Here is a 22,082-nt window from a genome sequence, read left to right on the forward strand (position 1 = left end):
GTTTAGGCGCCCGGACCTAGCTGCTCACGTGGTTTACCCCGGAGACCGCTTTCTCAGTCGTCGCGGGAGGTGGGGACCTTTACTGCCAGGACGGGGACGGGGGATTCGAGGAGGACTCGTTGGGCGGTGCTGCCGAGGATGAGTTTGCCGACGGGGCTGCGGCGGCGGAGGCCCAGGACGATGAGGGTGACGTCGTTCTGCTCGGCGGCGCGGATGAGCTCGTGGGCGACGTCGCCGGTGCCGACCGCTTGCTGGATCGTCACCTCGACGCCGCGCTCCCGCAGGCGGGCCTCGGCCGCGTCCAGCTCGGCCTGGTTCGCGTAGCGGGAGTCGACGTAGGCGTCGCCGCGGCTCGTGTTGAGCAGCAGGACGGCGGCTCCGCGCAGCTCGGCTTCGGCGGCGGCGGCCTCGAGCGCGGCCTCGCCTTCGGGCGTCGGTACGTAGCCCACCAGAATCTTCACGAGGCCCACTCTCTCATCACCACTGGTTGCTCCCGACATCAGTCGTCCTCGCCGAAGAGCGTTCCGCAACCTGTACCGGCGCGCCACCGCGTACATTGCCTTCAGGTTCACCGAATCAGGACCATCACTGAGAGACAATGACCAGATGCCGGACGACGAGACCATCACCGAACAGCGGGTGCGCAACCGCTGGGGCGAGGGCGACCGGCTCCGGATCGAGATCCTCGAAGGCGCCGGCCGGCTGCTGTCCGAGCTGGGTGGCGAGGACGGCCTGACCATCCGCGGGGTTGCGCGGGCCGTCGGGATCGCACCGGCCAGCATCTATCAGCACTTCGCCGATCGGGCCGCGCTGATCGACGGTCTGGTGGACTACGAGTTCGACCTGTTGATCAAGGCGATGGCCGCGGCCGACGAGAGTCTCGACCCCGCGGACGTGATGGGCCGGGTCCGCGCCCAGGTGCACGCCCACCGCGACTTCGCCGACGAGAAGCCGGGGCACTACCGGCTGCTGTTCGGCAAGGCAGCGCGCAGTGCGGTCAGTGGTGAGCGCCCGGTCAGCGTCCCGCTGACCAAGGTTTTCACCAGCTTCATCACGGCCTTCGACCGCTGCGCCGAGGCCGGTCACCCGCTCCGGGTCCCGAGCAGCCGGGCCGCGTCGCTGGTCTTCGTCAGCGTCTACGGCCGGGCGGCGCTGCTGGACGGCGTACAGCTCAATCACCCGGCCGAGGACTTCCTCGACGACCTGGTCTCGCTCATCTTCGTCTGACCAGCAGCTACCGCTCACGAATTGTGATCTGACTCTCACTGTCTGGTGTCGTCGCGTCGAGTTACCTAACGTTTGTTCAGTAAGAAAACAATCGTTCGGTAACTCTGGGGAGTCGACGATGACCGAGATCGTGGAAGACGTACCGACCTATCCGATGGCGCGCGGCAAGTGCCCGTTCGATCCGCCGCCGGAGCTGGATCGGCTGCAGGCTGAGGAACCGCTGTCTCGGGTGAAGCTGTGGGACGGCAGTACGCCGTGGATGGTGACCCGGTACGACCACAGCCGGCAGGTGCTGGCCGATCCGCGGATCAGCTCCGACCCGCGCAACGACGGGTTCCCGTTCAGCACCGAGGCGCAGGCGGTGAACCGGGGTCAGTTCAACGCGTTCATCGTCCGCGACGACCCCGAGCACGCCGCCAAGCGCCGGCTGGTGACGGCGGACTTCATGATCAAGCGGGTGGAGGCGATGCGGCCGCGGATCCAGGCGATCACCGACGGCCTGATCGACGACATCCTGGCCGGGCCGAAGCCGGTCGACCTGGTCGAGACGCTGGCCTTGCCGCTGCCGTCGCTGGTGATCTGCGAGTTGCTCGGCGTCCCGTACGAGGATCGCGGGCTCTTCCACCGGCTCGGCAAGACGCTGCTCCGGCGGGAGAACACCGCTGCCGAATCGAAGGCGGCGAGCGACGAACTGCGGGCGTACCTCCGGGATCTGGTGAACCGGAAGAACGAGGGGCCTGCCGACGATCTCTTGAGCCGGCTGATCGTCGAGCAGATGCGACCGGGTGACATGAGCGTCGAGGACATCGTCGACATGGGCCTGCTGCTCCTGATCGCCGGGCACGAGACGACCGCGAACATGATCGCCCTCGGTACGGTCGCGCTGCTCGAGAACCCCGACCAGCTCACCGACCTCCGCGACACCGACGACCCGAAGCTGGTCGCCAACGCCGTCGAGGAGTTGCTGCGCTACCTGACCATCGTCCACAACGGCCGCCGGCGCGTGGCGCTGGAGGACCTCGAGGTCGGCGGCCAGTTGATCCGCAAGGGTGAAGGCGTCATCGTCGCGACCGAGATCGCGAACCGCGACGAGGAGGCCTTCCCCGATCCCGGCAAGCTCGACATCCACCGCTCGGCCCGGCATCACGTTGCCTTCGGGTACGGGATACATCAATGCCTTGGGCAACCACTTGCGCGGGTCGAGCTGCAGGTCGTCTACAGCACGCTCTACAAGCGGATTCCGACGCTGGCACTGGCCGTTCCGGTCGACGAGTTGCCGTTCAAGCACGACATGGCCATCTACGGCGTCCACGCGCTTCCGGTCACCTGGTGAGAGGGGTACTGCGATGAAGGTTGTTCTCGATCAAGACAAGTGCATCGGCTCGGGGCAGTGCGTGCTGTCGTCGCCGGACGTGTTCGACCAGCGCGATGACGACGGCATCGCCGTACTGCTGGAGGAGCGGCCGGCCGCCGACGCCGAGGAAGGTACGCGGGAGGCTGCGCGGATCTGCCCGGCGCTCGCGATCACGGTGGCGGAGTAGCCGCGCGTGCTCTCACAGATAGTCGTCGTCGGTGCATCCGCCGCGGGTCTGACCGCGGCGGAGGCGCTGCGGCGCGAGGGCTATGCGGGTGAGCTGACCATCGTGGGGGAGGAGGCGCGATCGCCGTACGACCGGCCGCCGCTGTCGAAGCAGATCCTGCGCGGCGTCTGGGACGAGGAGCGGATCGTACTGCGTTCCGACGACCTGCTCGCCGACCTCGACGCCACCTGGATCCTCGGTACTGCGGCTGTCGCGCTCGACCCGTCGGCGCGCAAACTCACCCTCGCCGACGGACGGATCCTCGGCTACGACGGCCTGGTCATCGCCACCGGCGCGACGCCCCGGCGACTCCCGTTCGGCCACGACCTGGCCGGCGTCCACCTCCTCCGCACCCTCGACGACACCCTCGCCCTCCGCGACGGTCTTCGAGCCGCACGGTCGGTGGCGATAGTCGGCGCCGGCTTCCTCGGTGCTGAGGTGGCAGCGATTGCCCGGGAGCTGGGGTTGTCGGTGACGATGATCGATCCGTTGCCGGCTCCGATGATCAGGCAGTTCGGTCCCGAGATGGGGGGCTTGCTGGCGCAGTTGCATGAATCGCAGGGAGTGGATGTTCGCTGTGGTGCGGGCGTCACCGCACTGGCCGGTGAGGACGATCGAGTTGCAGGCGTCGAGCTGTCCGATGGCTCGACGGTTGGTGCTGATCTGGTGCTTGTGGCGGTCGGCGCGACGCCCGCGACGGAGTGGCTCGTGGGTAGCGGGCTGGTCGTCGGTGACGGGATCGAATGTGATCAGTACTGCTTTGCGGCGCCGGGTGTGGTTGCGGCTGGGGATGTTGCGTCTTGGGAGCATCCGGGGATCGGCCGGCGGCGGCTGGAGCATCGGATGAATGCGACCGAGCAGGCCACCGCGGCCGCGAAGAACCTGCTGGGGCAGGGGATCGCGTTCGAACCGGTTCCGTACTTCTGGACCGACCAGTACGACGTGAAGATCCAGGTGTACGGCCGCTCGGGTGAGGACCTCGACTTCCGGATCGTCGCCGGTGATCCGGTGGAGGGCCGGTTCGCCGCTGTGTATGGCGACGGCGACCGAGTGGTGGGAGCGCTTGCCTGGAATCTCCCGCGCCAGGCGCGCCTGCTGCGTCAGCACGTCGTCGAAGGAACAGACTGGAGTTCCGCAACATCATAGATCCGATAGGATCTAGTATTTTCATAATTTATTGTCTACGCTCCCGTTCGTCATCGCCCCGACGAACGGCAGGAGATCGCTGTGTCCACAGCAGGTCGAACCCGTAGGCGCCGGATCCTCACCGGCATCCTGATCACCGCACTGGCCTCCGCGGCCCTCACCGTCCCCACCACCACGCAGGCCTCGGCGATCGTCGCCGGGGACGATCTCGCGCTGGGCCGAACGGCGACCCAGAGTTCGGAGTACGAGATCGGCGCGCCCGCCGCCCGCGCCGTCGACGGCAACACCGACGGCGGATTCTGGAACGGATCGTTGTCGCACACCGCCGAGCAGGACCAGCCCTGGTGGCAGGTCGATCTGGAGAGCAAGCAGAAGCTCGGCAGTGTCACGATCTACAACCGCACGGACTGTTGCCTCGCCCGTCTCGCCGACTTCTACGTGCTCGTCTCGAACCAGCCGTTCACCTCCGATTCGCTGGCCGACGTGCGCAACCAGGCCGGCGTCTCGGCGTACCACGTCGATCGCGTCGCCGGTAAGGTCGAGCTGCCGATCGGTCGCGACGGCCGGTACGTCCGCATCCAGCTCAACGGCCACAACGCACTCGCCCTGGCCGAGGTCGAGGTCCGCAAGGCCGCGCCGGCCCCCGTTTCGCCGTACCGGAACGTCGCATTGGCAGCCAGTACTACGCAGTCGAGCGTCCTCGACGGTGGCGTGCCGACCCGTGCCCAGGACGGCAGCACCGATGGGAACTGGAGCAGCAAGTCGCTCAGCCATACGGCCTCGGAGCTCAATCCCTGGTGGCAGGCCGATCTCGGAGCGAGCAAGAAGCTGACGTCGGTCGTCGTCTGGAACCGGACCGACTGCTGCCAGGACCGGCTGGAGGACTTCTACGTCATCACCTCGGACAAGCCGTTCACCTCGACGGACCTGAAGAAGACGCTCAAGCAGCCGGGCGTCCACTCGTACCGGGTGAGGGACATCGGGCGCTCGGCGTCGATCGGCAACGGGAACACCGCTCGTTACGTCCGGGTGCAGTCGGCGCTGACCGGCTATCTCACGCTGGCCGAGGTGCAGATCTTCAGCAACGAGCTGCTGGTCCCTGCGGATGTCGCCAAGCACGTTCGCGAGAACCAGTTCGGCATGTTCATCCACTACGGGCTCGGAACGTACACGAACGAGCAGTGGGCGACGCCGAACACCTCGCCGAGCGTCTTCAACCCGACGACGGTCGACACCGATCAGTGGGCCGCGGCTGCCAAGAGCGCCGGGATGAAGTACGGCGTACTCACGACGAAGCACCATGACGGGTTCGCGCTGTGGGACACCGCGTCGAACAGCTATGACGTTGCCTCAAGCCCCTATCGGGACGATGTCGTGCGCAAGTACGCCGACTCGTTCCGCAAGGCCGGGTTGAATGTGGGGCTGTACTACTCGATCTGGGATCGGAGCAATGGGGAGACCACGGAGCTGGTGATCAACCAGTTGCGCGAGCTGCTCACGCAGTACGGGTTCGTCAATCAGCTGTGGTTCGACGCGTGGACCTTCGCGCCGGGGTACGGGAAGATTCCGTACGAGCAGGTGGCCGCGTTCGTGCACAACGTCTCGCCCGGCACGGTGATCGTGAACAACGACAAGAATGACACGGTCGCGACGTCGGACCTGCTGGAGTACGAGGACGGGCGGCCGCCGGCCGGGCTGACCGATCCGGTGCAGATGTCGGACATGATCAGCACCAGCAACTGGGACTGGTTCCACACCGATCAGTCGGTCGAGCCGCGGTCGACGGCGGACATCGTGGCCGAGGAGACGTACGAGCGCGACCACGGCTACCAGTACCTGCTGAACGTCGGGCCGAGCCAGGACGGGCGGATGGACAAGGTCTACACGGACCGGCTCGCTGAGGTCGGCGCTGCTCTGGGTGTCAGCTCTCGCTGAGCTTGTCGCGGAGGATCTTCCCCGTCGCGTTGCGGGGGAGGTCCTCCACCAGCACGATCCTGCGAGGCGTCTTGTAGCGGGCGAGGTTGGCGCGGACGTGCTGGATCAGGTCGTCCTCGGTGACCTCACCGGCCGGTACTACGTACGCCACCAGGCGCTGCCCGAACTCGTCGTCCGGTACGCCGACCACCACCGCCTCGACGACACCGGGGTGACTCATCAGGCAGTCCTCGACCTCGACCGGGTACACGTTCTCGCCGCCCGACACGATCATGTCGTCCTCGCGGCCGTCGACGAACAACCGTCCGGCGCTGTCGAGGTGACCGAGATCGCCGGTACTCATCCGGCCGTCGACGACCGTCTTGCTGCTGCCGTCCTCGTACCCGCCGAACACGAGCCCGCCGCCCGCGAAGATGCGCCCGGTGACGCCAGTCTTCGTTGGCTGATCGTGGTCGTCGAGAATCCTGACGGAGCTGCCGAGGCAGGGCCGCCCGACTGTGCCGGGTGCTGCCAGGAGGTCGGCCGAGGTGGCGATGGTCGCGATCCCGATCTCGCTGGACCCGTAGGCGTCGCAGAGGATCGGCCCGAACTGCGCGATGAACCGCTCGGCCAGCGCCGGACCCAACGCGGCGGCGCCCGAGATGACGGCTCTGAGTGACCGAAGATCATGCTCGGCGATCGCGGCCGGACCGACGTCGAGCATCCGTTGCAGCATCACCGGCACTGCGACGATGCTGCCGGCCCGGTGCTTGTCGACGGACGCGAGCACCGCGGCAGCCTCGTACCGGCGAGCGAGGATGAGCGGCGATCCGAGGAACAGCGCGAGCATGGAGTTGAGCAACCCCAGCCCGTGGAACAACGGCGGACAGATCACCATCGGCTCACCCGCCCGCAACCCGATCCGATTGAGCGCACTAGCAGTCAGGCCGGCCAGGCCCAAAGCAGTAGGCGCGCGCGGCGCCGCCTTCGGAGCCCCTGTAGTCCCCGACGTGAGGATGGTGATGTGCCCAGGGGTGCTCGGTGCCGGCGCCTCCGGCGCTTCGCTCAAGGCAAGGTCATCGAGCGTCGCAGATGACGGGCGTGGGCTCTCCGCTGCAGCCGGCCGGCCGGTGGCATCCGCCTGCCAGGCGATGACTGTGGGGAGGTCTCCGGCGGCTGCTGTGAATTCCTCGTCGTGGATGAGGAGGTCGGGGTGGTGGTATGCGAGGACGGACTTGAGTTGTGGGGGTGCGAATTCGGTGTTGACGAAGAGGACGTCGGCGCCGAGGCGGGAGGCGGCGAGGGTTGCTTCGAGGAAGCCGCGGTGGTTGCGGCAGAGCACGGCGACCCTGCTGCCGGCAACAATTCCGTACTGCGCTCGCAGCGCGGCCGCCTGTCGTGAGCAGCGTCGATCGAGCTCGCGGTAGGTGATCGTGCCGCGCTCGTCGATCACCGCCGGCTGGTCGGGGAAGCGGATGGCGGCGATCGCACCCAGCGCCGCCATCGACTGACCCCACTGCCGCAGTGCGCGCTCGATCGCCACAAGCTGCGCCGGCCGCGCCGACCGCCAGACTCCGGACCGCACCAGCGCGACGGACACCCCGCTGAGCTCACCAGCAGCACGCACCAGCCAGTCCGGCGGCCGCATCGGCCCGATCGGCCGCGGCCTCAGCCGCCGCGGCGTCATCGGTCTTCTTTGCGGGGGCGGTTGGAGAGGCGGTAGTACTGCTCGAACAAGCGGTCGGTCGGCACCCGGAAGAGATTGCCCAAGGCATCGGCCGGGCGGACCAGCGGTGGGGTGATGTTGTGGGGCTTGTCGGCGACTGCCGCGCAGACTTGATCGGCGGCCTGCTCCGGGCTCAACCCGGGCAGACTGTTCAGCAACGGTGTCGGCGAACTCATCCGGGTGTGCACCAACCCCATATAGACAGTCGACGTCGTCACCCCATCGTCGCGCACCTCCTGCGACACACACCGCAACCACATGTCGAACGCGCTCTTCGACGCGAGGTACGCCGACCACCGCGCCATCGGCGGAGTCCGCACCCCCGCAGTCGACACGTTGACGATGTGCCCGGAGCCGCGCTCGCGCATCGACGGCAGCAGCTCGAGGACGAGCTTGGCCGGCCCGAGGTAGTTGACCGCGTTCGTCCGCTCGATGTCGTGGAACCGCTGGTACGAATCCGCGACCGACCGCCGGATCGACTTGCCCGCGTTGCTCACCAGCACGTCGACATGCCCGTGCTCGGCCAGTACCTTCGCGACGACCTCTTCGACCGCCGCCGGGTCGGCCAGGTTCGCCGGGTAGACGAAGGCCTTACCCCCGTCAGCCCGGATCTCCTCGGCCACGACCTCGAGCTGCGCCGCCGTCCGCGCCAGCAACAGCACGGTCGCCCCAGCGCGCGCCAGCCGTTTGGCCGTCGCCTCACCGATCCCGTACGACGAACCCGTCACCAGCGCGACCTTGCCGCGCACCGCAAAGGCCAAGCGGTCGTCGGTGATCCGCTTCCGCCCGTTGGTCAACGCGACAAGCAGAGGCCACCCGAACGGACGCTTCGCAGTCTCCATACCCCGACATTACCCACTAGTAGCCTCTGTGGCGATCCTCTCCAGCCAGTCGTTGACGAATACCCCGAGCAGCGCGGGTTGCTCGATCTGCAGATTGTGACCGGCGCGATCGAGTACGGCGTACGAGGCGCGAGGGTAATGGTCGAGCAGCGGGTACTGGTCCGCATAGCCGGTGATGGAGTCCTGCCGGCCGCAGAGGATCAGCGACGGCCGCGTGTAGATCGGCCCGCTCTCCGGGGCGGTCGTCAGCGCCCAGTTGCGCCGGATCCGCGCCATCGCCCGGAGGTCGGCCGCGTCCAGCCCAGGCTCGACGTCCGCTTGGTATTGCCGCAGGACGTCGGCCGTCTGGAGTACGGAGATCTCGGTGAAGTCCTCGAGTTGCGCCGGGGTCAGTGTCGCGAGCACTGCCGGATCCGACTCCAGTACGACGTGCTCGGGCACGATCCGCTCAGCATGCTCCAGCGCGATCCCGATCGGGCAGATCAGGCCGAGTCCGAGGATCTGGTCGGGCCGCTCGGCGACCAGCCCGCGCGCCAGATAGCCGCCGTACGACTCGCCGATCAGCACGAAGGGCTCGGCGCCGATCTCGGTGTCGATGAACTCCCGGAGCGCCGCCATGATGCCGTCCGAGCTGTCGACTCCATCGCCGGAGCTCTTGCCCATCCCTGGCAGGTCCGGATAGAGCCGGCGGTAGCCGGGCCGCTCCGCGAAGATCGGCTCGAGACAACCGGTCATCAGCCGGTGGTCAGGAGTCCAGCCGTGCAGCGCGAGCACCGGAGTGCCCTCGCCGTGGGAGACGTGGTGCAGAGCCATCGCCGTGCCTTTCGGAAGTACTGTCGGACGCATGTCTCGCAGATCTTCGCACTCGCCTCAGACAGATTCCGCAGTACTTCTTTCGCGGCTGGAGCGCGCGAGGGAGGCGGCCGCCGGTACCGGGCTGCTGATCGCGCCGGGCTCCGACCTGCGCTACCTCCTCGGCCGCGAAGGCGGCTCGCTCGAACGCCTCACCACGCTGGTCATCCCCGCCGACGGGCGGCCGGCTCTCGTAGTACCGAAGCTGGAAGCACCCGGGTACGACGATGTACCGACTGCCGAGCTCGGCATCGACATCGTCACCTGGGTCGACGGCGACGACCCGTACGCCGCTGCCGTCGACCGGCTCGGCAAGCCCGATCGGGTGGCGGTCAGCGACTTCACTCCGGCGTTGCATGTGCTCGCGATGCGGGCCGCGCTACCCGGCGTCGAGCAGGTGCTGGCCGGACCGATCGTGCGCGAGCTGCGGATGCGCAAGGACGCGGCGGAGGTCGAGGCACTGCGCAAGGCGGGAGCGGCGATCGACCGGGTGCACGCGCGCGTCGGGGAGTGGTTGCGGGCCGGTCGTACCGAGGCGGAGGTCGGCGCGGACATCGCGGCGGCCATCGTCGAGGAAGGGCACGTCGCGGCCGACTTCGTGATCGTGGCGAGCGGTCCTAATGGGGCCAGCCCGCATCACTCGCTGTCGGATCGGGTGATCGAGCCGGGCGACGTTGTGGTGGTGGATATCGGTGGGCCGATTCCGGAGGGGTATTGCTCGGACTCCACCCGGACGTATTCGGTGGGGGAGCCGCGTGAGGCTGATGTCGTTGCGACGTACGAGGTGTTGCGGCTGGCGCAGCAGGCTGCGGTCGACGCGGTGCGGCCGGGGGTGAGTGCGGAGTCGATCGACGCGGCTGCGCGGGAGGTGATCGCGGCGGCGGGGCTCGGTGAGTTCTTTATCCACAGGACGGGACATGGGATCGGGCTCGACGTGCATGAAGAGCCGTACATTGTCAGTGGGAACGAGCTGATTCTCGAACCAGGGATGGCGTTCAGCATCGAGCCGGGCATCTACCAGCCGGGTCGCTGGGGTGCGCGGATCGAGGACATCGTGGTCGTGACGGAGGACGGGGTCGAGTCCGTCAATCAACGTCCGCACCAACTGATGGTTGTCTGATTCAGCTCGCGCGGAAGGTTTTGCGGTAGGCGAGGGGTGGGATACCGACTTCGTTGCGGAGGTGGTGACGCAGGGAGGCAGCCGTGCCCAGGCCGGCGGCTTCGGCGACGCGTTCGACCGGAAGACCTGTCGTCTCCAGGAGATGGCAGGCGTGCCGGACGCGTTGCTGGAGTAGCCAGTTGCCGGGGGATTGGCCGGTCTCGGCCTTGAAGCGGCGGCTGAAGGTGCGGACGCTCATCCGGGCGTGATCGGCCATCGCGCCGAGGGTGATCTCGTCGGCGAGTCGCTCGAGCACCCACGCGCGCGTGGGCGCAGTACCGTCGGTGCCTTCGTCCGGTACGACGCGGTCGATGAACTGTGATTGGCCGCCGTCTCGCCAGGGGGCGACAACGCAGTGCCTGGCCGCCCGGTTGGCGACCTCGCTGCCGAAGTCGCGACGGATCAGATGCAGGCAGAGATCGACACCGGCCGCGAGCCCGGCCGAGGTGATGATGTCGCCGTCGTCGATGAAGAGCAGGTCCTCGTCGAGCAGCACCTTCGGGTAGAGGTTGCGGAACAAGTCGGCGCGCTGCCAGTGCGTCGTCGCGGGCCTGCCGTCGAGCAGACCGGCTGCCGCGAGTACGAAGGCGCCGGTGCAGATGGAGGCGATCCTCGCGTCGGGCCGGACAGTGGCCAGTGCCGCGGCCAGGTCGTCGGGCAGGGTCCCTTCGTTGCGCGGCTGCGGGATGTACGTGCCGGCGACGATCACGGTGTCGGCCTCGGCGAGGATCTCGGCGCCGAAGTCGGGAAGGATGGTGAACCCGAGGGCTGCCCGGACCGGCTTGCCCGCTTCCAGCCCGCAGATCTTCACGTCGTACAGCCGGGTGCCGTCGGCGGTGGTCGCCTCACCGAGCACGGTCGGCGGAATGGTGAGGTCGAAGCCGACGACCGGCTCCAGGGCCAGTACCGCGACCCGGTGTGGCGTGAGCTGAGTAGCCATGGCCACATCTTGACACATGGTGGCGGTCTGGCCACTGGTTCGCGGCGAATTCCTGCCTCAGACTCGCCTGGTGACAGAGATTCTAGAGAAGAAGGCGGTCCGTCGGCGCTTGCACCGCGCCTGGCCCGTCGCTGCGGTCGGCTTCATCACCCTGATCGGCGCGGCCGGTTTCCGGTCCGTGCCGAGCGTGCTGCTGGACCCGTTGCACGAGGAGTTCGGCTGGTCGCACGCGACCATCTCGGCGGCCGTGTCGATCAATCTGCTGCTGTACGGCCTGATCTCGCCGTTCGCCGCGGCGCTGATGGATCGGCTCGGGCTGCGCAAGGTCGTGAGCGGCGCGCTGGTGCTGATCGCGCTGGGCAGCGGGTTGACCATCTTCATGAACTCGTCGTGGCAGCTGCTGCTCTGCTGGGGGCTGCTGGTCGGGGTCGGTACCGGGTCGATGTCCATGACCTTCGTCGCGACGATCACCGGGCGCTGGTTCGTCGAGCGCCGTGGACTGGTGACCGGCATCCTGACGGCGGCCGGTGCGACTGGGCAGTTGGTCTTTCTTCCCTTGATCGCTCACCTCGCCGGTGCCTACGGGTGGCGGGTGCCCGCGTTGGTCGCGGCCGGGGCGGCGCTTGCCGTAGTACCGCTGGTGTTGCTGTTCCTGCGGGACTACCCGAGTGATGTCGGGCTGCGGGCGTACGGCGCTCCGGAGGGGAGTGCTGCGGGGCAGCGGGTCGAGACGACCGGCAACAGCGGCGTACGGGCGTTGACTGCGCTCTGGAAGGCTATGCATCGGCCTGCGTTCTGGTTGCTGGCTGGTGGGTTCGCCATCTGTGGTGCGTCGACCAATGGTCTGGTTGGTACGCATTTCGTGACTGCTGCGCATGACCATGGGATGCCTGCGACCACTGCCGCATCGCTGCTCGCCCTGGTCGGGATCTTCGATGTGGGCGGCACCATCGTGTCTGGCTGGCTGACTGACCGGTGGGACCCGCGGTACCTGCTGATCGCGTACTACTCGCTGCGTGGGCTATCGCTGTTGGTACTGCCGTCCCTGCTCGGGCCGACGGCGCAGCCGAGTGTCTGGGTGTTCATCATCTTCTACGGGCTGGACTGGGTGGCGACTGTGCCGCCGACGGTCGCGCTGTGCCGGGAGTGGTTCGGGGCGGACGGGCCGATCGTGTTCGGCTGGGTCTTCGCCTCGCACCAGATCGGTGCTGCGATCGCGGCTACCGGTGCGGGCGCGATCCGGGATGCGCAGGGGAGCTACAACCTGGCCTGGTACCTGGCCGGTGGACTGTGTGCGGCGGCGGCGTTGATGTCGGCGAGTATCGGACGCCGGATCGCCGTGGCCTGAGTCGCTCGGTTAGCCTCGACATTAGTTGAGGTTGACCGGGGGAGGCGACGCGGTGGAGATCGAACCGGGCGAGATGACGGTCGGGCAGTTGGCGGAGCGCAGCGGGGTGGCGATCTCCGCGCTGCATTTCTACGAACGGCAGAACCTGATCATCAGCCGGCGGACGACGGGGAACCAGCGCCGGTACAAGCGCGACACCCTGCGCCGGGTGGCGATGATCCGGATCGCGCAACGGGTCGGCATTCCGCTCGCCGAGGTGGCCGCGATCCTCGCGCTGCTGCCGGACAACCGGACGCCGACCCGGCAGGACTGGGGACGCATCTCCGAGTGCTGGCAGGCCGAGCTCGACCGCCGGATCGTTCACCTGGAACAACTCCGCGACGACTTCAAGGACTGCGTCGGCTGCGGCTGCCTCTCCCTCGACCGCTGCGCGCTAGCCAACCCGTACGACACCCTGGCAACCAAAGGCCCCGGCCCCCAACGCCTCATAGACCCAGCCGGAGCCCCCAGCCACCCAGCCACCTGTCACTAACCCACCCCACCCGCCCCACCCGCCCCACCGCCCCACCCCGCCCGACATCGACGCCGCTCTACCCACCCCCCGACGCTTTCATCTCAGGGGTTATCCCCTCAGTTGGTGGGTTGCCGCCCTTGATTCCGAGGTGGCAACCCACCAACTGAGGGGATAACCCCTGAGATGAGGCGTGGGGGAGAGGGCGGCGGCTTGGGTGGGTTGTCCACAGGTTGTGAGTGCGGCCGAGCGGGCTGGGGGTGGTGGCGTCTAGGGTCGTCGGCATGGGTGACATCAAGCTGTCGGATGATCGGGCGGCGACCGCTGCGGGACTGATCCGCGCGATCGCCGGAGACGGCGCGAGTCTTCGGGCTGACCAGGAGACCGCGGTCGCGGCGTTGTGCGAGCCGAATGCGCGGGTGCTCGTCGTCCAAGCGACAGGCTGGGGCAAGTCGGCTGTCTACTGGGCAGCGACGGCGATCCGCCGGTCGGAGGGCGCCGGGCCGACCTTGGTCGTCTCACCCTTGCTGTCGTTGATGCGCGATCAGGTGGGCGCGGCCGGCCGGGCGGGCTTACGGGCGGCGACGCTGAACTCGTCGAACGTGGACGACTGGTCGGGGATCGAGAGCGACCTGCGTTCGGGTGCGATCGATGTACTCCTGGTATCGCCGGAGCGGCTGGCCAATCCGGGCTTCGGCAGGCGCGTGCTCGACGCGTTGGCTGGGCAGATCGGCCTGCTGGTGATCGACGAGGCGCATGCGGTTTCGGACTGGGGACATGACTTCCGGCCCGACTATCGGCGCGTCTCCGACGTGCTGCAGAAGCTGAACCCGACCACGCCGGTGCTGGCGACGACGGCGACGGCGAACGCCCGGGTGACCGATGACGTGGCGCACCAGCTAGGTGCATCGACACTGGTACTCCGTGGTCCGCTGGCTCGGTCGAGCCTTCAGCTGTCCGTCTTGGACGCGTTGTCGCCACTGGACCGGTTCGCCTGGGTGGTCGACCATCTGCCGAAGCTGCCCGGGTCGGGCATCGTCTACACGTTGACGGTCGCGGACGCGCAGCGGTTGGCGGCGGCCATCCAGGAGATCCATGGAGCGGCTGTTCCCGTTGCGGCGTACACGGGGCAGCTCGAAGCGGGGGAGCGGGAGCGGCTCGAGGATGCCTTGCGGGGCAACGAGTTGAAGGCGTTGGTCGCGACGTCGGCCCTCGGGATGGGCTACGACAAGCCTGACCTCGGCTTCGTGGTGCATGTGGGGTCGCCGCCGTCACCGGTTTCTTACTACCAGCAGGTCGGACGCGCTGGGCGTGGCATCGACCACGCAGTCGTCGCCTTGCTGCCGTCCGACGCAGATGCAGGCGTGTGGGACTACTTCGCGACCGCGACGATCCCTGTACCGGAGCAGGTCAACCGGTTGCTGCGCGGGCTGGAGGCGTACGGACCGGACCAACCGGCGACGGTGCCTTCGCTCGAGGCGGAGACCGGGCTGCGGCGCGGGCGCGTCGAGTTGATGCTGAAGCAGCTGGCGGTCGACGGCGCGGTCGAGCGGGTGGAGCGTGGCTGGGTGCGGACCTCCACCGACTGGACCTTCGACGCCGCCCACTACGACGGCATCGTCTCGGTACGCCGCCGCGAGGCCGACATCATGCGCGCCTACACCCGCGGCGAACGTTGCCTCATGCAACTACTGCAGGAGTCGCTGGACGACCCGTCCGCCGAGCGCTGCGGACGCTGCTCCGTCTGCCTCGGTCTGTTGCCCGACCCGTTGAGCGCAGCGCCCGAGCCGGAGACCGTCGAGGCGATCACCCGGATGTTGCGGGGTGAGACCCATGTACTGGAGCCCCGCAAGATGTGGCCGGGCGGCGCGTTCGGCGCGAAGGGCAAGATCCCACCCGCACTATCGGCCGAGCCCGGCCGAAGCATCGTCTACGCCGACGCGCCGGAGTGGCGTGAGGTCATCCGCTCGGTCTTCAGCTCTACACCGGACAGAGCTTCGCTGGACGCCCTCAAGGCAGGCTGCGTCGCGGCCCTCTCCCGCTGGCGCGACGCGTGGTCCCGCCGGCCAGAGGTCGTCGTCACGCTCCCTGCGGCAGGTCATCGCCAACTGGTCACCGACGTCGCCGACCACCTCGCCGAGATCGGTCGCCTCGAGCGCGCCGAACTCACCGTCGACAACTCCGCCTACACCGACGACCTCTCCTCCGCCGAAGAAGCCAAGGTCTGGCGAGACGGCCTCTCGGTAGACGCCACTACGGCCCAGTCGATCACCGACCGCTCGGTGTTGCTGGTGGTCGACGCCTCATCCTCCCAATGGCCGATCACCGTCGCCGCCGCCAAACTCCGCGAGGCCGGCGCCGCGGCGGTCCTTCCCCTCCTCATCCACCGGAGGCCGTAGAGGAGAGGACCACCGAGCGCGCAGCCCGTAGAGCAGAGGGCCAGCTTCCCGTGGCCAGGCGAGGGCGAGCGGCCCGTGGACCAGGGGAGGGCGGGCGCCCCGTAGGTCAGGCGAGGGCGAGCGGCCCGCGGACCAGGGGAGGGCGGGCGCCCCGTAGGCCAGGGGAGGCGAGCGGCCCGTAGGCCAGGGGGCGGGCGGCTCGTGAGCCTAGAGGAATGCGGGGGGAGTGCCTTGGAGTCCTCGGCTGGTGGTGTCTGGGTCGGCGGTGAAGGTGGGGCCTTGGGATTCGGTCGTGTAGTAGCGGTGGAAGACGGGGGTTTGGGAGCCGGAGAGGGGTGGGACTATCCAGGTCCAGTCGGCGGGGCAGTTGCGGCCGGCTCGTTCTTCGCGTTCCAGGTGGAGGAGGAATCTGCGGGACTCGGTGTGGTGGTCGGTGATGCTGACTCCCTTCGCGCTGAAGGAGTGCAGGACGGCGCGGTTGAGCTCGATCAGGGCGCGGTCTCGCCAGAGCGTTGTCTCGGACGAGGTGTCCAGGCCCATCCGCTCGGCGACCTCGGGGACCAGGGCATAGCGATCGTTGTCGCCCAGGTTGCGGGCGCCGATCTCGGTGCCCATGTACCAGCCGTTGAAGGGGGCAGCGGGGTAGGAGACGCCGCCGATGTCGAGGCGGTTGTTGCTGATCACCGGAACCGCGTGCCAGCGCAGACCGAGGTCGGCGAACCAGGGGAGCTCGGGGTGTTCGAGGTGGACCTCGTTGATCGCCTCGTCGGGGAGCTGGAACAATCGCGGGCCCTCCTCGAAGGTCTCCACCACGAGGGGCAGCACGTCGAAGGCACCGGGGATGGCGGGTGGCTGCCACCCGCGGCGGATGAGTTCGCTGGTGAAGGCTCGGTAGCGGGGGTCGCCGAGGGACTGACCGTCCGGCTGTTCGTAGCCGGCGTACCGGATGAGTTGCTCGTTCCAGATCCTGGGGGCGGATCTGGTCGGCGTCTCGGGAGCGAACACGCTGATCATCGGCCGGATCTTGCCGCCGTTGTGTGCCTCGCGCAGATGGTCGAAGCAGTGCTCGGCGACCTCACCGGCGCCGGAGACGGTCCGCAGATCGCGCACCTGCAGGCTGTGCCAGTACAGCCGGCCGATGCAGCGCGCGTTGTTGCGCCACGCGACGCGCGCGCCGAAGGTCAGCTCCTCGGTGGTGTGCCAGTACGTCCCGGTGCGATCGATCTCGCGTCCCACCGCCGCCATCCGCGGTCCGATCGAGCCGGCCTGCGGATTCTCGGCGTAGAACAGCGTGAGGAATTCCTCGGCCGCGGCCCGGACCAGCTCGGCCTCGGCATGGCCGATACGACGTTCGTGCACGGGCCCACCGCCCACCATGCGGTCGACCCGTGCCCGAACCCGCCCGGGCCCTGGTGACGCACGCCGGCCAGTCGGGGAGGTCCTGCGCCACGCGGTCATATCAGGCCGGTCCCAGACCGCTACCGAACTCGGGCGGCCAGCCCTTGGTGCGGTCAGCCAATGTCTGGCCTGGTTCCGCCGGTGGCACCGGGCGGATCTGGTCCACCTCGGTGGCGAAGGAGTCCACGATCTCCTGCATGTGCGCGTGCGCCGTCCGGGCGTACGAACGGACCTGCTCGCCGGCCGTGTCCATCGCCGCCGCGACGATCTTGCGTTCCTCGGCGCGCGCCTGGCCGATCCGCTCGCGGGCGTCCCGGCTGACGTCCTGCACCATCTCCTCGACCACCAGCTGTGCCTGGCTGAACATCTGGATGACCTGTTCGTTCACCTTGTCGCCGGCCTGCTCGTGCTGCTCCAGCTCGGCCTTCATCCGCTGCAACTCCGCTTTCCCGCGCTGCAGCTCGGCCTGGAGGCGTTCGTTCTTGGCCTTGGCCTCGCGCAGCTCGAGTTCGGTGGCCTGCACCTGGTCAGCGAGCAGGTCGAGGTAGCCGTAGACCTTGCCCGCGTCGAGGCCGCGCATCCGCCGCTGGAACGTCTCTTCCCGGATGGAGCGCGGTGTCTGATGTGGAGAGCGGTGTCGGCGGTTGGTGATCGTCACTTGCTGTCTCCTGACCTGAGAGCGCCGGGCCGGCGGCTTGTTCGCCCGCGGCTGCGTAGTAGAAGTGCTCGTACTTGATGTGCTCGGGACGCATACCGGCCGCGGCCAGCTGCTCCAGGGTGTGCGCGACCATCTGCGGTCCGCCGCACACCATCGCCGTACGACCGGTCAGCGACTGCCTGGCCGCGACCGTGCCGACCTTCCCGCGCGTTCCGGGGTAGGACGGGTCGTCGGAGACGACCTCCGTGTACTCGAACCACGGTCGTTTCTCGGCCAGCTCCCTCAGCCGCGGCCGGTCGTAGAGATGCCAGGGCATCCGTACGCCGTGCAGCAGATGGACAGTTGGTCCAATATGAAATCGTTGCCACTCCAGGTCGATCTGCTCCAGGACTGCCAGCAAAGGAGCCAACCCGGTTCCTCCGGCCGCGAGCAGCAAGTCCCTCGGGTCGCCTTCTCGCCGGGTCAGCCGCTCACCGACCGGCGCGCCCAGCTTCACGACATCGCCGACCTTCAGGGACCGGACGACCGTCGGACTCACCTGGCCGCCGTCGATCTGCTGTACCTGCAGGTCGATCGAGCCGTCCTGACGCGGAGCGTTGGCCGGGCTGAAGTATCGCCACTGCCGTGGGCGCTGCGGGATCTCCATCGACAGCGATTGGCCGGGCAAGAACGGGAAAGCACGCCTGGGACGGACCGTCAGCAGGGTCAGGTCCATCGTCCGCCGCTCGGCGGAGATCACGTCGGCGTCCCACCAGTCGGGCGTGGTCTCCGAGGAGGTCTCGGCCGCCTCGACCATGATCCGCGCGACCAGCTGGTAGGCCGCCGTCCAGTGCGCGGCGAGCTCCTCGTCCCACTCGGACCCCAGGAAATGCATCAGAGTGGCGCACAACGAGGCGCCGACGGCGTTGTAGTGCTCCGCGACGACGGCGTACTTGCGGTGGTCCCGGCCCAGATGTTGCAGGAAGGGCGCGTCCTTCTCCAGCTGGTCGGCGTGGCTGACGATCCGGCCGAGGGCGCCGACGAACTTGTCCCGTTGATTCGCCATCGAGAGCGGGAACATCGACCGGACCTCGGGGTGGGCCACGAAAAGGTGCGAGTAGAAGTACAGCGGAACCTGTTCGCCGTGTTCGGTGACGAGGTCCCAGCTGCGCTGCAGGGCGTAGGCATCCATAGGGATTCGTTATCCGGCTCGGAAAGGCAGCTCCTCGACAGATCCGGACCACCCATCGCTGGGCATTCTGTACAACCGTTCGTCGTCGGTGGCGCATGCCGACTGTGCTGACAAGGGTTCCCTCCCAATCCAGTCCCCGAGTCCTGCGAATCTTCAGACCTCTCTCGACTACCCCCGCCTCAACCCACTGAAACTGGCCAAACGGACCTATTCGTCTCGAAATCTTCCAGCAATCGCTTACCTGTCTGGACCACAGCCCTTAAAGTTGCCAGAGGCAATCAATTTGGTTCGCGATTCGCCTGCCCACCTCTTGATCTCGTAGCGCAGAAGTAGTAGGCCGGGCCGGCCGCGAGGAGAACGGCCAGTACCGCGTAGCCGTAGGTGAGACTGGCCGCGGTGGCTACTCCGGCGACCAGCAACGGTCCGCCCGCGTCGCCGAGTTCGCGGCCGAGCTCGGCCGTTCCCATGGTCTGGCCCAGGCGTGCCGGAGAGGTGGATGACGCCAGCGCGGAGAAGCCGAGCGGCGTGATGAGGCCGGTGCCGGCGCCTATCAGTACTGCCGCAAGCAGTACGCCGAGAAGGCCGGGCAGCGTCGCGCATCCCATCCCTGCGGCAGCGACCAGCAATCCGATCCCGAGTCCGCCCCGCGCGGTGATGCGCCCAGCATCCAGGGCCCGACCCGCACGTGGCTGAACCAGCGCAGCAGTCGCCGCCAGGACCGACACTGCCGCACCGGTGGCGACCGTACCGAGCCCAGCCGCCGCGCCGGTAACCGGTAGGAACCCGACCCCGACGGACAAGGCCGCAGTCGCGCCGGCCAGGGCAGCGGTCGGGCGGAGGAACACTGGATCAGTCAGGCGCCGAGCCAGATCGAGCACCGTCTGCCGAGTCCGGGGCAGCGGCGGCGTCATCGGGACGGCCAGCAACGCCCACAGGGCCACCGATATCGCGAGCACGGTCATCACCACGAACAGCAAGCGGAACCCACCCAGCCACACCAACGCGCCGCCGACCAGCGGCCCGAGGGTGTAGCCGATGCTCTTGTAGAAGCCGTAGCTGCCGAACGCTCGGCCGTGCTTGGCCGCCGGGTTGAGCCGGGCCACCAACGAAGAGGCAGCCGGCGAGAAGGCCGACGCGGCCGCACCTTGCCCGAGCCGCGCGACCCAGAGCCAGCCGGGGCTGTCGGCGACCGCGTACAGCCCGGACGCGATCGCGAAGCTGACCAAACCGCCCAGCAGTACCGGGCGGGCGCCGATCCGGTCGGCGATGGTGCCGAAGACCGGCTTGAGTACCACTTCCGCGCCGTCGTACAAGGCCAGCAGGACCCCGAGCGTCAGCAGCGACTTCACGGCATCCGCAGAGAACCCACCCAGGTTCGCCGCCACAGCATGCGCACCGAAAGCGGTCGTGAAGCCGGCGGCGTACAAGGGCCACATCCGCCGGTCGGTCGCCACGCCGTCAAAGCTAGCAGGACAGCGGATTCCGCCCCGTCTGGTCAGGTGACTCGCTGCGCGACGACCACCGAGTTGCTGAGGTAGACCTTGCCGTTCCAGTCTTCGCAGGTGACCAGGACCAGGCGGCCCGGAACGGTCTGGTCGAAGATGTGCGCCGCGTTCTTCGCGAGGGTTTGTTTCCGGTACGTCGTGACGGTGGTGACTCGGTAGCCGAGCTGTCCTCGGGAGGTGGCCACTGCGACGTCGTCGCCTGGCCGGAGTAGGGCCAGGTTGTCGAACGCGCCGCCGCCGGTGTGCACGGTGTGGCCGGTGATGATGGCTGACCCGACGCGGGCTCCGGGTTGAGCTCCGCCGGTCCACCAACCGAGCTTCTGTGGGTTGGAGGGCGGGATCAGTGCGCCTTGCTCGGTAGAGATGCCGACGACTGGCGCTGTGACCTGCAACCGGGGGATGGACAGCTCCAGGGGTCTGCCTGGCCTTGCCGCCGGTATGCGGGGCGGCGCTGTCGTCTTGGTCCGGCCCGGCGGCGCTGCAGTGTGCGGGGTGGATCGGTGCGGAATTGCTGACGCCGGTCGGTGGGGAATGGCTGGTGTCGCTACGTCGGGCGGGACAGCGCCTGCTCGGTCGTCGACTTGCAGGTAGGCGCCGGTCAGGGCCAGGGCGATCCCGGCGAGAGCGAGCGACCCACCCCACCGAAGTGGGGCGGGTCGTCCGCGTCGCCGGGCGTTGGTCACGTCAGCTACTGTGCCTGCCCCGGCGCCGGAGCACGAGTGCGGCGCCTATTGCCAGCATCAGACCACCGGCCGCGAGCAGCCCTCCGCCGAGTGCGTTGAGTGGTCTGCCGTCTGAGCTGTTGTCGCCTGTACTACCGGCGAGACCCGCGTCGACCGCTGTCGGCACACCGGTCGTCGGCGCCGTGGTGGTCGGTGCGACCGGCGCGCTGGTCGTGGACGTCGCCGGAGAGCTCGGTACGTCGGTGGGCAGCGTGACCGGCGGTGTCGTCGGAGGTGTGGTGGGCGGCGTCGTCGGTGGCGTCGTGGGAGGTGTGGTGGGCGGACTGGTCGGAGGAGTGGTCGGCGGGGTTGTAGGAGGCGTAGTGGGTGGAGTGGTCGGGGGCGTGGTGGGCGGTGTCGTCGGGGGAGTAGTGGGTGGAGTGGTCGGCGGGGTGGTGGGAGGTGTGGTGGGCGGCGTACAACCCTCGACCCAGAAGACCTTGTGCTTGGTGTCCGCACCGATCGAACCCTGGGCGTGCACGGTGATCTTCACGTGGTAGCCCTGCTGCGGATGCGGTGGGCCGCTGAACGAGAGGGTGTAGGTCTCCTTCGCGTCCAGATCGTTGCCGCCGCCGGCCGGGTCGCCGCCGATGAAGGGCGTCAGGTCACCGGACTCCACCTGCAGGCCACCGTTCGCGGTCGGTGCCTGGTCCTGGAAGAGCACGGTCGCGCTCAGGTTCCCCTGGTCGTAGTTGTAGAACTCGACCACGAAGGTGCAGCCCTGGTGCGGGTTGTTGTCCGGCGGCCCGCTCTGGATGTCGGTGCCCTCGATCTTGATCGTGCCGTTGTTCCCGGGCGGATCGGCCTGCGGGGCCGCGGCAACGGCTCCCGAGTCGACGGGGGCGATCGCAGGTGCGGCCAGCGCGGTCGCACCTGACAACAGCGACAACGCTCCGGCCGTGGCGATGATCGTGCCCATGCGGGAGTGACTACCTGTCTGTGCCATCACGGCCTCGATTCAGGAAGGGATCTCCACTGCAGTAT

Annotated in this window: 20 protein-coding genes; 9 read left to right on the plus strand and 11 right to left on the minus strand. The window is 68.2% G+C overall.

Annotation, left to right across the window (positions count from 1 at the left end; genetic code table 11):
• Positions 1 to 53: 53 nt before the first annotated feature.
• Positions 54 to 461 carry a universal stress protein gene (locus ABD116_RS31795; protein WP_343978758.1) on the minus strand — a complete coding sequence of 136 codons (408 nt, stop codon included), beginning with the start codon at positions 459 to 461 and terminating at the stop codon, positions 54 to 56.
• Positions 462 to 606: 145 nt separating this feature from the next.
• On the opposite strand from ABD116_RS31795, the gene ABD116_RS31800 reads away from it, so the two are divergent.
• The 5 genes from ABD116_RS31800 (at position 607) to ABD116_RS31820 (ending at position 5,888) form a co-directional block, all read left to right on the plus strand.
• Positions 607 to 1,227 carry a TetR/AcrR family transcriptional regulator gene (locus tag ABD116_RS31800; RefSeq protein ID WP_343978761.1) on the plus strand — a complete coding sequence of 207 codons (621 nt, stop codon included), beginning with the start codon at positions 607 to 609 and terminating at the stop codon, positions 1,225 to 1,227.
• 118 nt (positions 1,228 to 1,345) lie between these two features.
• Positions 1,346 to 2,560, plus strand: coding sequence for a cytochrome P450 (locus tag ABD116_RS31805; protein ID WP_343978764.1), 1,215 nt, complete (start codon positions 1,346 to 1,348; stop codon positions 2,558 to 2,560).
• Between the two features lie 13 nt (positions 2,561 to 2,573).
• Positions 2,574 to 2,768, plus strand: a complete 195-nt coding sequence (locus ABD116_RS31810) for a ferredoxin (RefSeq protein ID WP_343978767.1) — start codon at positions 2,574 to 2,576, stop codon at positions 2,766 to 2,768.
• A gap of 6 nt (positions 2,769 to 2,774) precedes the next feature.
• Positions 2,775 to 3,953 carry an NAD(P)/FAD-dependent oxidoreductase gene (locus ABD116_RS31815; RefSeq protein ID WP_343978770.1) on the plus strand — a complete coding sequence of 393 codons (1,179 nt, stop codon included), beginning with the start codon at positions 2,775 to 2,777 and terminating at the stop codon, positions 3,951 to 3,953.
• Positions 3,954 to 4,034: 81 nt separating this feature from the next.
• The gene (locus tag ABD116_RS31820) at positions 4,035 to 5,888 is read left to right on the plus strand and encodes an alpha-L-fucosidase (RefSeq protein ID WP_343978772.1); all 1,854 of its coding nucleotides are present in this window, start codon (positions 4,035 to 4,037) and stop codon (positions 5,886 to 5,888) included.
• Here the strand turns inward: ABD116_RS31820 and ABD116_RS31825 are convergent.
• The 3 genes from ABD116_RS31825 to ABD116_RS31835 are packed head-to-tail and all read right to left on the minus strand — an operon-like array spanning position 5,875 to position 9,281.
• Positions 5,875 to 7,554 (minus strand): AMP-binding protein, encoded by a 1,680-nt coding sequence (locus tag ABD116_RS31825; RefSeq protein ID WP_343978775.1) that lies wholly within the window; start codon positions 7,552 to 7,554, stop codon positions 5,875 to 5,877. The two genes, ABD116_RS31820 and ABD116_RS31825, sit on opposite strands and share 14 nt — an antisense overlap.
• Positions 7,551 to 8,435 carry an SDR family NAD(P)-dependent oxidoreductase gene (locus ABD116_RS31830; protein WP_343978778.1) on the minus strand — a complete coding sequence of 295 codons (885 nt, stop codon included), beginning with the start codon at positions 8,433 to 8,435 and terminating at the stop codon, positions 7,551 to 7,553. Before ABD116_RS31830 ends, ABD116_RS31825 begins: the two co-directional genes overlap by 4 nt.
• 9 nt (positions 8,436 to 8,444) lie before the next feature.
• Entirely contained in the window at positions 8,445 to 9,281 is an 837-nt protein-coding gene (locus ABD116_RS31835) for an alpha/beta fold hydrolase (RefSeq protein ID WP_343978781.1), read from the minus strand.
• On the opposite strand from ABD116_RS31835, the gene ABD116_RS31840 reads away from it, so the two are divergent.
• Positions 9,280 to 10,407, plus strand: a complete 1,128-nt coding sequence (locus ABD116_RS31840; RefSeq protein WP_343978784.1) for a M24 family metallopeptidase — start codon at positions 9,280 to 9,282, stop codon at positions 10,405 to 10,407. The genes ABD116_RS31835 and ABD116_RS31840 overlap by 2 nt on opposite strands.
• Position 10,408: 1 nt before the next feature.
• On the opposite strand, the gene ABD116_RS31845 is transcribed toward ABD116_RS31840, so the two are convergent.
• Positions 10,409 to 11,386 (minus strand): GlxA family transcriptional regulator, encoded by a 978-nt coding sequence (locus tag ABD116_RS31845; protein ID WP_343978787.1) that lies wholly within the window; start codon positions 11,384 to 11,386, stop codon positions 10,409 to 10,411.
• 70 nt (positions 11,387 to 11,456) lie between these two features.
• Between ABD116_RS31845 and ABD116_RS31850 the strand changes: the two genes are divergently transcribed.
• The 3 genes from ABD116_RS31850 to ABD116_RS31860 all read left to right on the plus strand — a co-directional run bounded on the left by ABD116_RS31850 (position 11,457) and on the right by ABD116_RS31860 (position 15,644).
• Positions 11,457 to 12,734 (plus strand): MFS transporter, encoded by a 1,278-nt coding sequence (locus ABD116_RS31850; RefSeq protein ID WP_343978790.1) that lies wholly within the window; start codon positions 11,457 to 11,459, stop codon positions 12,732 to 12,734.
• A 52-nt stretch (positions 12,735 to 12,786) separates the two neighbouring features.
• Positions 12,787 to 13,266, plus strand: a complete 480-nt coding sequence (gene soxR, locus ABD116_RS31855) for a redox-sensitive transcriptional activator SoxR (protein WP_343978792.1) — start codon at positions 12,787 to 12,789, stop codon at positions 13,264 to 13,266.
• 263 nt (positions 13,267 to 13,529) lie between these two features.
• On the plus strand, positions 13,530 to 15,644 hold the full coding sequence (locus ABD116_RS31860) for a RecQ family ATP-dependent DNA helicase (protein WP_343978794.1): 2,115 nt from the start codon (positions 13,530 to 13,532) through the stop codon (positions 15,642 to 15,644).
• A gap of 207 nt (positions 15,645 to 15,851) precedes the next feature.
• Here ABD116_RS31860 and ABD116_RS31865 read toward each other — a convergent pair whose 3' ends face one another.
• The 6 genes from ABD116_RS31865 to ABD116_RS31890 all read right to left on the minus strand — a co-directional run bounded on the left by ABD116_RS31865 (position 15,852) and on the right by ABD116_RS31890 (position 22,017).
• A complete protein-coding gene (locus ABD116_RS31865; RefSeq protein ID WP_343978797.1) occupies positions 15,852 to 17,003 on the minus strand; it encodes a nitric oxide synthase oxygenase in 1,152 nt (383 codons plus the stop codon).
• A 100-nt stretch (positions 17,004 to 17,103) separates the two neighbouring features.
• The gene (locus tag ABD116_RS31870; protein WP_343978800.1) at positions 17,104 to 17,622 is read right to left on the minus strand and encodes a hypothetical protein; all 519 of its coding nucleotides are present in this window, start codon (positions 17,620 to 17,622) and stop codon (positions 17,104 to 17,106) included.
• On the minus strand, positions 17,570 to 18,871 hold the full coding sequence (locus ABD116_RS31875) for a globin domain-containing protein (RefSeq protein WP_343978803.1): 1,302 nt from the start codon (positions 18,869 to 18,871) through the stop codon (positions 17,570 to 17,572). Before ABD116_RS31875 ends, ABD116_RS31870 begins: the two co-directional genes overlap by 53 nt.
• 278 nt (positions 18,872 to 19,149) lie before the next feature.
• Positions 19,150 to 20,325, minus strand: a complete 1,176-nt coding sequence (locus ABD116_RS31880) for an MFS transporter (protein ID WP_343978806.1) — start codon at positions 20,323 to 20,325, stop codon at positions 19,150 to 19,152.
• Between the two features lie 41 nt (positions 20,326 to 20,366).
• On the minus strand, positions 20,367 to 20,816 hold the full coding sequence (locus tag ABD116_RS31885) for a class F sortase (RefSeq protein ID WP_343979495.1): 450 nt from the start codon (positions 20,814 to 20,816) through the stop codon (positions 20,367 to 20,369).
• Between the two features lie 244 nt (positions 20,817 to 21,060).
• A complete protein-coding gene (locus ABD116_RS31890) occupies positions 21,061 to 22,017 on the minus strand; it encodes a hypothetical protein (protein ID WP_343978809.1) in 957 nt (318 codons plus the stop codon).
• Positions 22,018 to 22,082 lie beyond the last annotated feature (65 nt).

It is taken from the genome of Kribbella koreensis, assembly GCF_039525325.1.
GTDB classification, from domain to species: domain Bacteria; phylum Actinomycetota; class Actinomycetes; order Propionibacteriales; family Kribbellaceae; genus Kribbella; species Kribbella koreensis.